Source organism: Thiopseudomonas alkaliphila (assembly GCF_001267175.1).
GTDB classification, from domain to species: domain Bacteria; phylum Pseudomonadota; class Gammaproteobacteria; order Pseudomonadales; family Pseudomonadaceae; genus Oblitimonas; species Oblitimonas alkaliphila.
The window spans coordinates 2,411,992-2,426,920 of the sequence record NZ_CP012358.1 but is presented as its reverse complement, the minus strand read 5'-3'; the positions used below and the strand labels follow the sequence as shown (position 1 = coordinate 2,426,920).

Here is a 14,929-nt window from a genome sequence, read left to right as displayed (position 1 = left end):
CCTCGGCCGCTGCGCTCACACCGAGCGCTAAAAAATCAAATGCGGCATTTTACCTAAGAGCAGGGGCCACTGTCACAAAAAACTCCTATCTGCCTTAATTTGATCGATTTAGGCTAAAAGCATCAGCATCTAAATAGGCCGGGAATTTTTGCTTAAAGGCCGCTAGTTTTTGCGCTGATAATTGAGTGACAAAAACACCCTCACGATCACTAGCTTCAACCAATGGCTCACCCATAAAGTCCAGCACCTGACTATCGCCACTATAGGGGTAACCCTGAGCATCTTGGCCTGTGCGGTTGGTGGCAGCCACATAACACAGATTTTCAATTGCCCTTGCCGGCAATAAGCGATTCCACGCATTACGCCGTGCGGCAGGCCAGTTAGCCACATAAATTAGTAAGTCAGTGGTTTCTGGGTCTCGACTCCAAACTGGAAAACGCAGGTCATAACAAATCAGCGGACGAATACGCCAGCCCTTTAACTCAAGCTGCAGCTGCTCTGTTCCGGCAGTAAAATACTGGTGCTCACCTGCCATACGAAATAAATGGCGCTTATCATAATATTGATAGTGCCCGTCAGGCTGCACCCAAAGCAGCCGATTGCGATAATCTTGATCACCTACTTGCACAATAAAACTGCCGCAAATCACTGAGTTATATAATGCTGCCTGCTGCTGCAACCAACGGGTGGTTGGCCCATCAATCGGCTCAGCCAACTTAGCTGACTCCATACTAAAGCCGGTATTAAACATCTCTGGCAGCACAATTAAGTCCACCGCAGGCTGCGTAGCTAAGGTCTTGAGTAATTTTGCGTAGTATTCAAGATTGGCCGGAATGTTCTGCCACACCATGGGGCCCTGAACAATAGCTAAACGTAAATCAGGTTTTAACATTAAATCTGACACAATAAGGCTCCTGCTTGATCTAGCGTGTGAGTTTGTTTGGCAAAGCAAATCCGGATTAAGCGCTGTTCAGCGGGCGGCTGTTGATAAAACACCGATAACGGAATCGCCGCAATCCCACCCTCTTTCACTAACCATTCAGTCATCTGTAAATCAGAAAATGTTGGCTGAATGGCTGAATAATCCAGTAACTGAAAGTAAGTGCTTTGGGTTGGCACCCATTTAAATCGCGAAGGCTTTAAAAGCTGACACAAATGATCACGCTTTTGTTGATAAAAGCTCGGAAGCTCATCGACATGCTCGGGATGAGCGCGCATAAAATCGGCCAGGGCATACTGTACCGGGGTCACGCCACAGAAGTTCACAAACTGATGCACCTTGCGAATTTCTTCAGTTAACTGGGCAGGCGCTACGATATACCCTGTCTTCCAGCCTGTTACATGATAAGTTTTGCCAAACGAACTCACCACACAACTACGGGCATATAACTCTTCATAGGCCAATACACTTTGATGTGACGCCCCATCAAATACTAAATGCTCGTACACTTCATCACTTAAAATAATAATATTGGTATCGCGCACCAACTCCGTCAGCTGCAGCAAATCCTCATGACTCATCACCGCACCACTGGGATTATGCGGACTGTTTAAAATAATCATCCGCGTGCGAGGACTAATAGCTTCAGCTACCTGCTGCCAATCAATTTGAAATTCAGGCAAACGCAAAGGTAAATGAATACAGTAGCCACCGGCCAGCTGCACACTCGGCTCATAACTGTCATAGCAAGGATCGAACACCAGCACCTCATCCCCCGCCCCAACAAAAGCCTGAATCGCACAAAAAATTGCCTCAGTAGCACCAGGAGTAATGGTTACTTCCTGTTCAGCCGATACCTGCTGGCGATACAAACGGGCTATTTTAGCTGCGACCTGCTCACGTAACTCAGGCAAGCCTGCTAAAGGCGCATACTGATTCTGCCCTGCTAAAGCATGCTTACCTAATGCGGCTAATAATGGCTCAGGCGCAGGAAAATCTGGAAAGCCTTGGGCTAAATTCAGCGCCTGGTGCTGCTGGGCCAGCTGTGACATTTGGGCAAAAATCGTGGTTCCGACATGGGGTAGCTTGCTATTCAAGGTGAGCATGTTCAGTGTCTCGTCAAGGTTAAATCCGCGCGGCTTGCAAAGTTCAGGCAAGGTTCAGTGATAGTTTGGCATCATAGGCCCTATTAATTGATTCATATAGTCGTCATTACTTAAACATATACATATATTCTAATAAAAATATTTAGGGAGTTAGTCATGAAAATATTGGTGGTCGAAGATGAGGCATTATTGCGTCACCACCTGTATACCAGACTAGGTGAGCAAGGCCATGTAGTTTCTGCTGTTGCCAACGCCGAAGATGCCCTGTTTCATGCTGCTGAGTACAACTATGACTTAGCCATTATTGATCTAGGCCTACCACAAATGAATGGCCTAGAACTCATTGAGCAGTTACGATCAGAGCACTATACTTTTCCAATCTTGATTCTAACGGCACGTGGCAGCTGGCAAGATAAAGTTGTTGGCCTAGCAGCTGGTGCCGATGATTACGTCGTTAAACCGTTTCAGTTTGAAGAACTGGAAGCGCGTTTAAATGCATTATTGCGCCGTTCTTCAGGCTTTGTGCAATCCAATATTGAAGCAGGACCTTTAGTGCTAGATATTCACCGCAAGCAAGCCACACTCAATCAAGAGCCTTTAAGTCTGACTGCCTATGAGTATCGAATTTTAGAGTTCTTAATGCGCCATCATCAGCAGGTAATCTCCAAAGTCCGTTTAATGGAGCAGCTGTATCCTGATGATGAAGAGCGTGACCCTAACGTTATAGAGGTTTTAGTTGGCCGCTTACGTCGTAAATTAGAAGCTCACAATAATTTCAAGCCCATTGAAACTGTACGTGGCCTTGGTTATATCTTTACCGAGGCTTGTCATTGAGAGGTTTATTCAGCAACCAAAGAAAAACCAGTGGATTTTCGCTGCGCCTACGATTAATGCTCGGCGCAAGTGTGATCACTTTACTTTTTGTATTAGCTCTGCTTCCAGCTCTACAACGAGTATTTATTGTTGCACTGGAAGAGTCGATCGAACAACGCCTTGCAGCTGATGCCAGTGCTATCATCTCGGCTACTCGAGTGATTGACGGCAAGTTACATATGCCACAAAAGTTACCGGATGAAGAGTACGAGCTACTAAGCTCCAAACAGTTGGGGCTCATTTATGATCATGAAGGCAATTTATTATGGAAGTCTTCATCCACTACCCAAGAAAACATCAACTATCAACCCCGTTACGATGGCCGAGGCCATGAGTTTTTACGAGTAAAAGATGCCCGTGGCCGTGAATATTATGTCTATGACGTAGAAATAGACTTACTCAGAGGAAAAAGTGCAGCGCTGAGTATCGTGACTATGCAAGCAGTTAGTGACTACAAGCATATGTTCCGTAATCTACGCCGCCACCTAGCCTTAGGCCTAGGCGCTTCGATGTTAGTGCTGATCAGTTTTTTATGGCTCGGCTTAAGTTGGGGTATTAGCAGTTTGCGCAGCATCAGTGCTGAGCTAGATGAAATTGAAGCCGGTGCCCGCAATGCCCTAAGTGATCATCATCCCCGTGAACTGATTCGCTTAACCCGCTCACTCAACCGCTTATTAGAAAGCGAGCGCCACCAAAGCCAGCGCTATCGCAACTCATTGGATGATCTAGCGCACAGTCTAAAAACACCGTTGGCGGTACTCCAAGGCGCCAGTGAAGTGCTAGACAAGCAAGGCAGTAATCGTGAGCAAGTCCGTACCGTACAAACTCAAATCTCTCGCATGAGTCAGCAAATCAGCTATCAATTACAACGCGCTAGCTTACGCAAAAGCGGCTTAGTCCGTCACCGTGTAGCCTTAGCACCGATTTTAGAAAGCCTCACGGAAGCACTCAATAAAGTGTATCGCGATAAATCTGTCACCATCGAAAAAGACTTTTCTGAGCAGCTCATGCTGCCGATCGAACACGATGCCTTGCTGGAGCTTTTAGGCAACTTACTCGAAAACGCCTATCGCCTATGTATTGGCCATATTAAAATCAGCGGTCATGTCCTAGATGGCTACTGCGAACTTAGCGTAGAAGATGATGGTCCGGGCGTACCTTACGATCAGCGCGAACGCATTTTGCAGCGCGGAGAGCGCTTAGATACCCAGTATCCTGGTCAAGGTATTGGCACCGCTGTAGTTAAAGATATTATTGAAAGTTATCAAGGACAGTTGTTTTTAGAAGACTCAGTGTTAGGCGGTGCAGCCTTTCGTATGACTTTTCCCCTAAGTTAAACCAAGCTATTGGTTAACCACCACCGCCGCAGCCCGAACAAAACTTAGCTCAGCACGACAGCGCTGGCAAAAATAACGATAATTTTTCTGGGTAATCAAGGCATGGCGCTGCCCTGTCAGAAAATGCTGTCCATTAGACGCACAAGCACACTGATAGAGGTAGCGTTTTTTGGGCTTATGGGAGCTGGGCACAATAAAGTTATGGGTGCGGTTAGCCGGCTGTTGAAACACCTGCTGCATAACATATCGCCACTCGCTGCCATGGGACTTAATACCCAAGCCAAATACCCGATAAGCAATTAGATGTGCCACTTCATGGGGCACTGTTTGCGCGACAAAGCCTTCGGGCTGCAGTCGATAAATTCCTTCGTTAAAACGTAATTTGTTCTGCGTGATATGGGCCATACCGGCACTTTTACCACTGAGTTGCAGGCTAATCACTGGACGGGTAAAGCGTTGCTTAAAGTGAGCTTCAGCGCGTAAAAAGCACTGCTCCACAGCATCAACAATAACCTGCATGCTCTTACCTCTTAACCTTGAGCGCTAAGCAGAGTTAGGCTTAGCGCTTTATCGGTCACTCATTCATTACTGATAGTGCGTATTACTTCTGCTGATCAATCCGCTGCTGCATCGCTGCGGCACGGGCACTGGCCCCCGGATGGCTACTGAACAAGCTGCTCTGACCGCCGCCTAACTCTGCTAGCTTCTCAAATGCACTGACCAAGCCACGACGATCAATATTGCGTTGAGTTAACAACTCAAAAGAATAATTATCCGCTGCAGTTTCTTGTGCTTGAGAAAACTGAGCATCAATTAACTTATGGCCTATATCTCCCAACTGTGAACGGGACAGCTGAGCCACTGTAGCATTACCAGCACTTGCTGCAGCAGTACGCGCGGCAGCTGTAGCGTAGGCTACCTGCATATGCTTTTTAGTATGACCCAAGACGACGTGGCCAATTTCATGGCCTAGTACTCCTTCAATCTCGTTGTCGGTCATCAGATCCATTAAACCGCTATACACCCGAATACAGCCATTGGCCATCGCCCATGCGTTAGGCTCTGGATTTTGATAGACCTTATAGTTTAGCGCTACCCCACCTGCCTCTTGCCCTAGACGCTGGGAGATTTTGGCTAAGCGTTGGGTATAAGCACTATTACTTGGCGCCAATTTAGCTTGCGCATCCATTTCAGCACAGGCAGCGTTTGCCAGCTCACGGGCTTCGGCATCACTAAAGGTTAAGGCTTTCACCCCCAACATACCGGACTCAATCAGCCCCTCACTGGACATTCCCGAACAGCCGGCCACTAATACTGAGCCCAGAGCTGCACTTAGCAGCAGTCGCTTGGATTGTTTAAGCATCTGTTATCTTCCTATTATTTATTAACAACTGATTATTGCTCTTGAGTAGGCTCTAGCGCACTCTTTAACAGCTCATCAATCGCATCACTACGCTTAAGGGCACACACATCCAGTTGTTGCTTACGCATGGCTTGCACTTGCTCGACTGGATTTTGTACTTGATTTTGCTTAGCCAGTGCTTGATCTAAGGCTATCTGCTCATCGGTTTCGCGCATCGCTCACCTCGTATTTCACAGCCACAAAAAAGGCCCGATAAAACTATCGGGCCTTTGCGCTTGAGTCAAGCCAGCAAGTGTTTACTCGGCTTGGTTAGCCTTAGCTGCTGCCACGTCTTTAATCGATAGCTTAATGCGGCCACGGTTATCTACGTCAACAACTAATACTTCAACTTGCTCTCCTTCTTTCAGCACGTCAGTCACTTTTTCTACCCGCTGATCGCTCAGCATAGAAATGTGCACTAGGCCGTCTTTACCTGGAAGAATGTTAACAAAGGCGCCGAAGTCAACAATACGCTCTACTTTACCCAGGTAAATCTTGCCGATCTCGGCTTCTGCGGTAATGCCTTCAACACGTGCTTTCGCAGCTTCTGCCGCTTCTTTAGTTTCACCAAAGATTTTGATTGAGCCGTCGTCTTCAATATCAATCGAAGCATTGGTTTCTTCACAGATCGCGCGAATCGTCGCCCCACCTTTACCAATCACATCGCGGATTTTATCTTGGTCAATCTTCATCGCGATCATCGTCGGTGCGTTTGAAGATAATTCAGTACGCGAGGTCGCAATCACTTGGTTCATTTGATCCAAAATAGTCTGACGCGCTTCATGGGCTTGGTTTAACGCAATTTCCATGATTTCTTCAGTAATACCTTGGATTTTAATGTCCATTTGCAGTGCTGTGACACCGTTAGCGGTACCTGCTACTTTAAAGTCCATATCACCTAAGTGGTCTTCATCACCTAAGATGTCGGTTAATACAGCAAATTTCTCGCCTTCTTTAACCAGACCCATAGCGATACCGGCTACCGGAGCACGCATTGGTACACCCGCATCCATCAATGCTAATGAAGCACCACACACGGAAGCCATGGAGCTTGAACCGTTAGACTCAGTAATTTCCGATACCACACGAATGGTATACGGAAACTCAGTGTCACTTGGCAGCATGGCTTGAACACCACGACGGGCTAAACGACCGTGACCAATCTCACGACGACCGGTAGCACCCATGCGGCCACACTCACCTACCGAGTATGGAGGGAAGTTGTAGTGCAGCATAAAGTGGTCGCGCTTTTCACCTTCTAAGGTGTCAAGCAGCTGTGCATCACGTGCAGTACCTAAAGTGGCCACTACTAAAGCCTGGGTTTCACCACGGGTAAATAACGCTGAACCGTGGGTTTTATCTAATACACCCACTTCAATGTTTAGTGGACGAACTGTTTTGGTATCGCGGCCATCAATTCGTGGCTTACCTGAAACGATGTTTTCACGAACCGTGCGGTATTCCATGATACCAAAGGCTTCTTTCACCTCTGCTTCACATGGCTGACCTTCTTCTTCGCTCGCAAAGCGTTCAATCACTTGAGAGCGCAATTCATCTAAACGAGCATAACGGTCTTGCTTGATCGTGATGGTGTAGGCTTCTGAAATAGCCGCGCCAAACTCTGCTTTAATTGCTTCAAGTAATGCCGTGTTTTCAGCTGGTGGCTGCCAATCCCAACGTGGCTTAGCAGCTTCAGCAGCAAACTCATTAATCGCTTGAATCGCCACCTGGAACTCGTCGTGGGCAAAAAGTACCGCACCGAGCATTTGATCTTCGGTTAACTCTTGAGCTTCTGACTCAACCATTAATACCGCGTCTTTAGTACCGGCTACTACCATGTCTAAACTAGACACAGCCATTTGCTCATAGCTTGGGTTAAGCAAGTAACCCGCTTCAGGGTGGAAGCCCACTCGCGCGGCACCGATTGGACCAGCAAATGGAATACCTGAAACAGCTAACGCTGCAGAAGTACCTAACATCGCTGCGATATCGGGATCGGTTTTCTTACTGGTAGAGATTACCGTACAGATCACCTGCACTTCGTTGTTAAATCCTTCTGGAAATAACGGACGAATTGGGCGGTCAATTAAACGTGAGGTTAAAGTTTCTTTCTCTGATGGGCGTGCTTCACGCTTGAAGAAACCACCAGGAATTTTACCCGCAGCATAGGTTTTTTCTTGATAATGCACAGACAGCGGGAAAAAGTCTTTGCCTGGATCGGCTTGCTTAGCGCCAACCACAGTCACTAATACTGTGACATCGTTATCAACACTAACTAATACAGCACCTGAAGCCTGACGCGCAACGCGACCTGTTTCAAGCGTAACGGTCGACTGACCAAATTGAAATTGCTTAATCACCGGATTCACGGATTGTTCCTTCTCTTTGTTACCCTTGGGGAAATTGTAAGAAAAACGGGTATCGGCCCTGTTATTTCTTATGCCACTTACTCTGCACCTAGGTGCTGATCAAGTGTGACTTACTTTTATAAACCGCTTAACTTAAAACTATGAACTCAAGGCATCCAAACTGAAAGCCCGAAGCGCTAACAGTCAATCAACTGCTAAACTAACTTCGGGCTCTCAATCATCGTCTAAGACGTCTTAGCGACGTAAGCCTAAACGAGCAATTAACGAGCTATAACGACCTAAGTCTTTGCCCTTTAAGTAGTCGAGTAATTTACGACGTTGGTTAACCATACGAATCAAACCACGACGTGAGTGGTGGTCTTTTTTGTTGGCCTTAAAGTGCTCTTGTAGCTTGTTGATGTTAGCGGTCAGCAGTGCAACTTGCACTTCTGGAGAACCGGTATCACCTTCTGCTTGCTTGTAATCGTTAACGATCTGGGCTTTTTCTTCTACGCTTAGTGCCATGATGGGCTCCTAGTTTGGGACAGGCCAAGGCAAGCCTGAACTTTACCTTGTGCTAAAAATAAAGGTTTGACCGTGCCTGCCAACAGCCAACCTGTGTTTCTAGTATACCCTAGAATTAGATCCTATTCTGTACGAATTACTCGTCTTGGCGCAACTAGTCCATCTTCATCTATTTCACCGATACCGATAAACTCTTGCTCAGCATTACGCACTCTTAACATACCAAAAGCGGGCGCGCCCGGAGCTCGCACTGGCTGCCCCTGCAACCAATAGTAACTGCTACTTTCAGTTAAACTAATCGCTGGCCAATGATGCAAACCACTATCACAAGCCATTAGAAATTGATCTAACGCCTCATCCCCCTGCTGCTCATGCAACTGCTCAAGCTCAGCAACGGTTACTGCACCCTCTAAGGTAAAAGGCCCCGCTTGGGTACGACGTAGTTTAGCTACATAGGCACCGCAACCTAAAGCTGCGCCAATATCTTCAGCTAGAGTACGAATATAGGTGCCTTTACTGCAATGCACACGCAAACTAAGTTGGTTAACAGCAGAATCAAAAGCCAACAGTTCCAAGCTAAAAATCGTCACTGGACGGGGCTCCCGTTCAACCACTTGGCCACTGCGCGCTAGCTTATACAACGGCTGACCATCTTTTTTCAGCGCCGAATACATCGGTGGCACCTGTAAAATATCACCCCAAAACTGCGCCAATGCTGTTTCAATTTGTGCTACATCGCAGTTAACCGCAGCCTGGGTTAAGACCTCGCCTTCGGCATCTGCCGTAGTTGTCGTAGCGCCTAGCTGAACTACCGTTTCATAGGTTTTGTCGGCATCTAATAAATAACGCGAAAACTTTGTTGCCTCACCAAAACATAACGGCAGTACGCCAGTGGCTAACGGATCTAAACTGCCAGTATGCCCACCTTTAGCGGCATTCAGCAGCCAACGCACTTTTTGTAAAGCACCATTAGAACTAACGCCTAGCGGCTTATCGAGCAAAATAATGCCACTGACATTGCGACGTTTACGTTTGATCTGCTGCGCCACAGATTACTCCTCGTCTGAGCTGATTAACTGTTTATCTGCAGCGCGAGCTTTATCAATCAAGGCTGACAAGTGCGCGCCACGCTCAATACTGCTGTCGTAATGAAAATGCAGCTGCGGAATAGTACGCAGCTTCATGGCTTTACCTAGCAGCATGCGTAAAAAGCCAGCCGCATCGTTAAGCACATCTAAGTTGCTCTGAATCTGTTCTGCAGTGTTATCACCCATTACCGTAATAAACACCTTGGCATGCCCAAGATCACGGGTCACATCAACTGCCGTAATGGTAATAAAGCCTAAGCGCGGATCTTTCACTTCACGGCTAATCATAGTGGCTAGCTCACGCTGCATCTGATCGCCAATCCGCTGGGTTCTACTGTATTGTTTTGCCATATCAACCTGCCTAATAAGAAGTGCGCTTTAATCTTTGTTTTAGATTAGTCGCTATAGTACTTTTTATCGCTACAAATAATGAGCGGCAAGCGCGATAAAGGTTTCCCTAAATCGACACTTGCCGCTCCTGTAACCGTGTAACGATTACAGCGTACGGGCCACTTCGACCTTCTCGAATACTTCGATCTTGTCACCAACTTTTACGTCGTTGTAGCTCTTAACGCCGATACCGCACTCCATGCCTGAACGCACTTCGTTTACATCATCTTTAAAGCGACGCAGAGATTCCAACTCGCCCTCAAAGATCACCACATCATCACGCAACACGCGGATTGGACGGCTACGTAAAACATGGCCTTCAATCACCATACAACCGGCAATTGCACCAATTTTTGGTGAACGGAAGACATCACGCACTTCAGCCACACCGATGATGTTTTCACGAACATCACTACCGAGCATACCTGAAAGTGCTTTTTTCACGTCTTCAATAATGTCGTAGATGATGTTGTAGTAACGCATGTCAAGACTTTCGGTTTCAACAATTTTACGCGCACCGGCATCCGCACGTACGTTAAAGCCAAAGATCACCGCATTAGAGGCTAGGGCTAAGTTAGCATCACTTTCAGTAATACCACCGACACCACCTGCCACTACGTTAACTTGAACTTCATCGTTACCGAGCTCAGTTAAAGAGGACTGCAGGGCTTCTAAAGTACCGCGAACGTCGGTTTTAATAACCACATTCAGGGTCTTCTTCTCTTCTTGCCCCATGCTTTCGAAGATATTTTCTAACTTACCAGCATGGGCACGGGCCAGTTTAACCTCGCGGTATTTACCCTGACGGAATAATGCCACTTCACGGGCTTTCTTCTCATCAGCGACAACAGTCATCTCATCACCGGCCTCAGGCGTACCATCTAAACCTAAGATTTCTACCGGAATCGATGGGCCAGCTTCTTTAATTGCCTGACCATTTTCATCCAACATGGCACGAACACGACCGTAGTTAACTCCTACTAATACCATATCGCCTTGATGTAAGGTTCCGTTTTGCACCAGAATCGAAGCCACAGGCCCACGACCCTTATCTAAACGGGATTCAATGACTACACCGCGGCCTGAAGCACTTGGGATAGCGGTCAACTCAAGCACTTCTGCTTGTAGTAATACCGCCTCTAGCAGCTCATCGATACCAGTACCTTGTTTCGCCGAAACATGAACAAACTGAGTATCGCCACCCCATTCTTCTGGGATCACATCGTGGGCAGCCAGATCGTTTTTAATCCGATCGGGATCAGCCTCTGGCTTATCAATTTTGTTCACTGCAACAATTAAAGGTACACCAGCCGCTTTCGCGTGCTGAATCCCCTCAATCGTTTGTGGCATCACGCCATCATCTGCAGCCACTACCAGAATTACAATATCGGTCGCTTTCGCACCACGAGCACGCATAGCAGTAAAGGCTGCGTGACCTGGAGTATCCAAGAAGGTCACCATACCGCCTTCGGTTTTCACATGGTACGCACCAATATGCTGAGTAATACCGCCTGCTTCACCGGTTGCCACTTTACTGCGACGAATGTAGTCGAGCAATGAAGTTTTACCATGGTCAACGTGGCCCATCACAGTCACGACAGGCGCACGGTGAATTGCTTCACCTTCCATTTGCAAGGATTCAGCCAGCTGCTCTTCAATCACATCATCACTGACGCGCTTGACCTTGTGTCCCATCTCTTCGGCCACCAAAATGGCAGTTTCCTGATCTAAGACTTGGTTAATGGTCACTGGCGAGCCAAGTTTAAACATAAACTTAACCACTTCCACGCCTTTAACGGACATCTGGTCGGCGAGATCAGCTACGGTGATGGTTTCACCAATTTGTACTTCACGCACAATCGGCCCCGTTGGGGTATGGAAACCATGCTGATTAGAACGTTTCTTTTGACGATTACGGCCACCACGGCCACCACGACGACCAAAGCCATCATCATCACCATCAATTACGCGTGGCGATACTTTACCTTTAGGCGCAGGACGGGCAGCTGCAGGCTTACGCTCACGACGCTCATCTTCTTCCCGACGAGCACGACGCGGCTCTTCTTTTTTACGCTCAGCGACTGCTGGAGCCGCTTCTGGCTCAACGTCTACCTTAGGCTCAACCTTAGCAGCAGGTTTAGCTTTAGGCTCTGCGACAGGCTCTGCCGCGCGTGGAGTAATCTCTACCGCTTTAATGGTCGGGGCTTCTTGCGCTTTTTTCTGCGCTAACGCTTTTTCCCGCTCTTTCTCGCGCTCTTCCGCTTTAGCTTTAGCTTTGGCCTCATCCGCTGCACGCTTTTCTGCTGCCGCTTTTTCTGCCGCAGCTTTCTCAGCAGCTACTCGCTGAGCTTCTTGCTCACGACGCTTTTCTGCCTCGATATCTTCGGCGCTACGCTGCACAAAGGTTTTCTTTTTACGCACTTCAACGCTAATTGCCTTGCTACCCGGATTACGGATAGTGCTGGTTTTTTTACGCTGCAAAGTAATTTTTCGCTCACTGGTTTTACCAGGCACTGCCTGTAAGTAACTCAGTAACTTTTGTTTCTCAGTATCGTTTACTGTTTGTTCGGCGCTCTGATGCGACAAACCAGCTTCTTTCATTTGCTCCAGCAAACGATCAACTGACATATTGACCTCTTGGGCCAACTCTTTAACCGTGACTTGAGTCATGCTCTTATCTCCTCAGACCGCTAGTGCTTATTCAAACCAATGGGCGCGGGCGGCCATAATTAGTTTGCCGGCACGGTCTTCGTCCATGCCCTCGATCTCGAGCAAGTCATCAATCGACTGCTCGGCTAGGTCTTCGCGGCTGAGCACTCCGCGAACGGCAAGCTCAACGGCTAGCTCTTTACTGACCCCTTCAAGGTCTAGTAAATCTTGCTCCGGTTGGGCCTCTGCCAGTTTATCTTCCGTCGCTAGCGCACGTACCAATAAACGGTCTTTGGCGCGCTTACGCAGCTCATTTACTAACTCTTCATCAAACCCATCAATATCTAGCATCTCTTCCATTGGGACATAAGCCACCTCTTCTAAATCAGAGAAGCCCTCATCCACTAGAACCTGAGCCAGATCTTCATCAATTTCTAATTCATTGATGAATAACTGTAACAAATCACTTGTTTCAGCCTGTTGACGTGCTTGAATATCCTTTTCTGTCATGACGTTTAAGGTCCATCCAGTTAACTGACTAGCCAACCGCACGTTTTGACCACCACGTCCAATGGCCTGAGCCAACTTATCCTCAGGCACAGCAATATCCATGGAGTGTGCATCTTCATCGACGATAATCGCCGTTACTTCACCCGGTGCCATGGCATTAATCACAAACTGGGCATCGCTGTCATCCCACAGCACAATATCCACACGCTCGTTACCTAGCTCGCCAGATACAGCTTGTACCCGCGAACCGCGCATACCAATACAGGCGCCTTGCGGATCAATCCGCTTATCTTTAGAACGTACTGCAATCTTTGCTCGTGAACCAGGGTCACGTGCTGCAGACATAATTTCGATCAAGCCTTCTGAAATCTCCGGAACTTCAATACGAAACAGCTCCATCAGCATTTCATTGGCAGTACGCGATAAAATCAGCTGTGGACCACGGTTTTCAGTGCGAATTTCTTTCAATAAAGCACGAATACGGGCACCTACGCGCAAGGTTTCCCGTGGGATCACTTCTTCACGGGCTAAGAGCGCCTCAGCGTTATTGCCTAAATCGACAATGATGTTGTCGCGCGTAACTTTCTTCACCGTGCCAAACAGGATCTCACCCACTTTACTGCGGTAAGCTTCAACCATTTGCGCACGCTCTGCTTCGCGTACTTTTTGTACGATCACTTGCTTAGCCGTTTGCGCTGCAATACGACCGAACTCGATCGACTCAACCTGCTCTTCGATTACCTCACCGACTTTAGCGTTATGCTCAATCGCCTTCGGCATATCTTCAGTCACTTGGAAGGCCGGATCATCCAGCTCTTCATCGGTTACCACAACCCATGAACGGAAGGTATCGTAATTTCCGGTTTTCTGATCAATCTCTACCCGAATATTCACTTCTTCGTCGTAGCGCTTTTTAGTAGCAGTCGCCAACGCTACCTCTAGAGCTTCAAAAATAACTCCAGGGGGCACGCCGCGCTCATTTGATACTGATTCCACGACCAGTAATATTTCTCTACTCATTACTTGCCTCGTCTTGCACAATCCGTTGGACTGGCGATTGTTATCTCAAGTTATTCAAACTGAGGAACAATGTTTGCTTTATCAATTTGCTCAATGGGGAACAGATACTCGTGCTGCTCAACCCGCACCACGACCTCATCATCCTCCACACCTTGCAAAAGCCCTTGTACATTACGCTTCCCCTCAAAGGGTGTACGCAATCGAATCTTCACTACATCGCCAGCGTGCGCTGCGTACTGCTCTAACGTAAATAACGGTCTATCCATTCCAGGAGAAGATACTTCTAAGGTGTACTCGCTTGAAATTGGATCTTCAACATCCATCACCGCACTAATCTGACGGCTAACTTTCTCGCAGTCATCAATAAAAATACCTTGATCACTGTCAATATAGACGCGTAACAACGAATGTCGTCCCTGAGAAATAAACTCAATTCCCCAACAGCGGTAACCAAGCCCTTCAATCACAGGGGCTAGCATGGCTTGCAGCTGGTCTAGCCTGCTTGTCATTCGCCCTCCTAAATAGGTAAGTGGATAAATAAAAAATGGGCACTGTGCCCATCAAGATGGCTATTTTTTATTTCAAACAGCCAATAAAAAGCCCCTAATAACCGGGGCTCTAGAGATAACTAATAACTATTACGGCTTAAGCTTTATCTGCTTAAGCTGATGACAGGTCTTATAACACAGATCATCTAAGCCCTTAGTATACGCAAAGACCCGCGATTGCGGGTCTTTTTTG

The 14,929-nt window shown here is 47.4% G+C and carries 14 protein-coding genes; 2 read left to right on the top strand and 12 right to left on the bottom strand.

Annotated features, from left to right (window positions below):
• Positions 1-94: 94 nt before the first annotated feature.
• On the bottom strand, positions 95-904 hold the full coding sequence (locus AKN87_RS11675) for an amidohydrolase (RefSeq protein WP_053101382.1): 810 nt from the start codon (positions 902-904) through the stop codon (positions 95-97).
• Positions 892-2,046 (bottom strand): pyridoxal phosphate-dependent aminotransferase, encoded by a 1,155-nt coding sequence (locus tag AKN87_RS11670; RefSeq protein WP_053103546.1) that lies wholly within the window; start codon positions 2,044-2,046, stop codon positions 892-894. Before AKN87_RS11670 ends, AKN87_RS11675 begins: the two co-directional genes overlap by 13 nt.
• Before the next feature lie 156 nt (positions 2,047-2,202).
• On the opposite strand from AKN87_RS11670, the gene AKN87_RS11665 reads away from it, so the two are divergent.
• Both AKN87_RS11665 and AKN87_RS11660 read left to right on the top strand, forming a co-directional pair.
• Positions 2,203-2,880: a response regulator gene (locus tag AKN87_RS11665; protein WP_053101380.1), complete on the top strand. Its 678-nt coding sequence runs from the start codon at positions 2,203-2,205 to the stop codon at positions 2,878-2,880.
• Positions 2,881-2,936: 56 nt separating this feature from the next.
• A complete protein-coding gene (locus tag AKN87_RS11660) occupies positions 2,937-4,256 on the top strand; it encodes an ATP-binding protein (protein WP_053103545.1) in 1,320 nt (439 codons plus the stop codon).
• 6 nt (positions 4,257-4,262) lie between these two features.
• On the opposite strand, the gene AKN87_RS11655 is transcribed toward AKN87_RS11660, so the two are convergent.
• The 10 genes from AKN87_RS11655 to rimP form a co-directional block, all read right to left on the bottom strand.
• Complete coding sequence (locus tag AKN87_RS11655) at positions 4,263-4,775, bottom strand: SprT-like domain-containing protein (protein ID WP_053103544.1); 513 nt, start codon at positions 4,773-4,775, stop codon at positions 4,263-4,265.
• A gap of 82 nt (positions 4,776-4,857) precedes the next feature.
• Positions 4,858-5,619: a metalloprotease LoiP gene (gene loiP, locus AKN87_RS11650; RefSeq protein WP_053101377.1), complete on the bottom strand. Its 762-nt coding sequence runs from the start codon at positions 5,617-5,619 to the stop codon at positions 4,858-4,860.
• 32 nt (positions 5,620-5,651) lie between these two features.
• On the bottom strand, positions 5,652-5,834 hold the full coding sequence (locus AKN87_RS11645) for a hypothetical protein (RefSeq protein ID WP_053101376.1): 183 nt from the start codon (positions 5,832-5,834) through the stop codon (positions 5,652-5,654).
• A gap of 81 nt (positions 5,835-5,915) precedes the next feature.
• Complete coding sequence (gene pnp / locus AKN87_RS11640) at positions 5,916-8,027, bottom strand: polyribonucleotide nucleotidyltransferase (protein WP_053101375.1); 2,112 nt, start codon at positions 8,025-8,027, stop codon at positions 5,916-5,918.
• A gap of 234 nt (positions 8,028-8,261) precedes the next feature.
• Positions 8,262-8,531: a 30S ribosomal protein S15 gene (gene rpsO, locus AKN87_RS11635; RefSeq protein WP_053101374.1), complete on the bottom strand. Its 270-nt coding sequence runs from the start codon at positions 8,529-8,531 to the stop codon at positions 8,262-8,264.
• A 122-nt stretch (positions 8,532-8,653) separates the two neighbouring features.
• The gene (gene truB / locus AKN87_RS11630; protein ID WP_053103543.1) at positions 8,654-9,580 is read right to left on the bottom strand and encodes a tRNA pseudouridine(55) synthase TruB; all 927 of its coding nucleotides are present in this window, start codon (positions 9,578-9,580) and stop codon (positions 8,654-8,656) included.
• Positions 9,581-9,583: 3 nt separating this feature from the next.
• Complete coding sequence (rbfA, locus tag AKN87_RS11625) at positions 9,584-9,970, bottom strand: 30S ribosome-binding factor RbfA (RefSeq protein ID WP_053101372.1); 387 nt, start codon at positions 9,968-9,970, stop codon at positions 9,584-9,586.
• A gap of 144 nt (positions 9,971-10,114) precedes the next feature.
• Positions 10,115-12,679, bottom strand: coding sequence for a translation initiation factor IF-2 (gene infB / locus AKN87_RS11620; RefSeq protein WP_053101371.1), 2,565 nt, complete (start codon positions 12,677-12,679; stop codon positions 10,115-10,117).
• A 27-nt stretch (positions 12,680-12,706) separates the two neighbouring features.
• Positions 12,707-14,188 (bottom strand): transcription termination factor NusA, encoded by a 1,482-nt coding sequence (gene nusA, locus AKN87_RS11615; RefSeq protein ID WP_053101369.1) that lies wholly within the window; start codon positions 14,186-14,188, stop codon positions 12,707-12,709.
• A 50-nt stretch (positions 14,189-14,238) separates the two neighbouring features.
• Positions 14,239-14,697 (bottom strand): ribosome maturation factor RimP, encoded by a 459-nt coding sequence (gene rimP / locus AKN87_RS11610; protein ID WP_053101367.1) that lies wholly within the window; start codon positions 14,695-14,697, stop codon positions 14,239-14,241.
• Positions 14,698-14,929 lie beyond the last annotated feature (232 nt).

What these genes read in the sequence shown, in the direction of transcription:
- AKN87_RS11645 (WP_053101376.1), bottom strand. Translation starts at nt 5,834, where the DNA reads ATGCGCGAAACCGATGAGCAGATAGCCTTAGATCAAGCACTGGCTAAG.
- AKN87_RS11670 (WP_053103546.1), bottom strand. Translation starts at nt 2,046, where the DNA reads ATGCTCACCTTGAATAGCAAGCTACCCCATGTCGGAACCACGATTTTT.
- AKN87_RS11665 (WP_053101380.1), top strand. Translation starts at nt 2,203, where the DNA reads ATGAAAATATTGGTGGTCGAAGATGAGGCATTATTGCGTCACCACCTG.
- rimP (WP_053101367.1), bottom strand. Translation starts at nt 14,697, where the DNA reads ATGACAAGCAGGCTAGACCAGCTGCAAGCCATGCTAGCCCCTGTGATT.
- nusA (WP_053101369.1), bottom strand. Translation starts at nt 14,188, where the DNA reads ATGAGTAGAGAAATATTACTGGTCGTGGAATCAGTATCAAATGAGCGC.
- AKN87_RS11660 (WP_053103545.1), top strand. Translation starts at nt 2,937, where the DNA reads ATGCTCGGCGCAAGTGTGATCACTTTACTTTTTGTATTAGCTCTGCTT.
- loiP (WP_053101377.1), bottom strand. Translation starts at nt 5,619, where the DNA reads ATGCTTAAACAATCCAAGCGACTGCTGCTAAGTGCAGCTCTGGGCTCA.
- rpsO (WP_053101374.1), bottom strand. Translation starts at nt 8,531, where the DNA reads ATGGCACTAAGCGTAGAAGAAAAAGCCCAGATCGTTAACGATTACAAG.
- rbfA (WP_053101372.1), bottom strand. Translation starts at nt 9,970, where the DNA reads ATGGCAAAACAATACAGTAGAACCCAGCGGATTGGCGATCAGATGCAG.
- infB (WP_053101371.1), bottom strand. Translation starts at nt 12,679, where the DNA reads ATGACTCAAGTCACGGTTAAAGAGTTGGCCCAAGAGGTCAATATGTCA.
- AKN87_RS11655 (WP_053103544.1), bottom strand. Translation starts at nt 4,775, where the DNA reads ATGCAGGTTATTGTTGATGCTGTGGAGCAGTGCTTTTTACGCGCTGAA.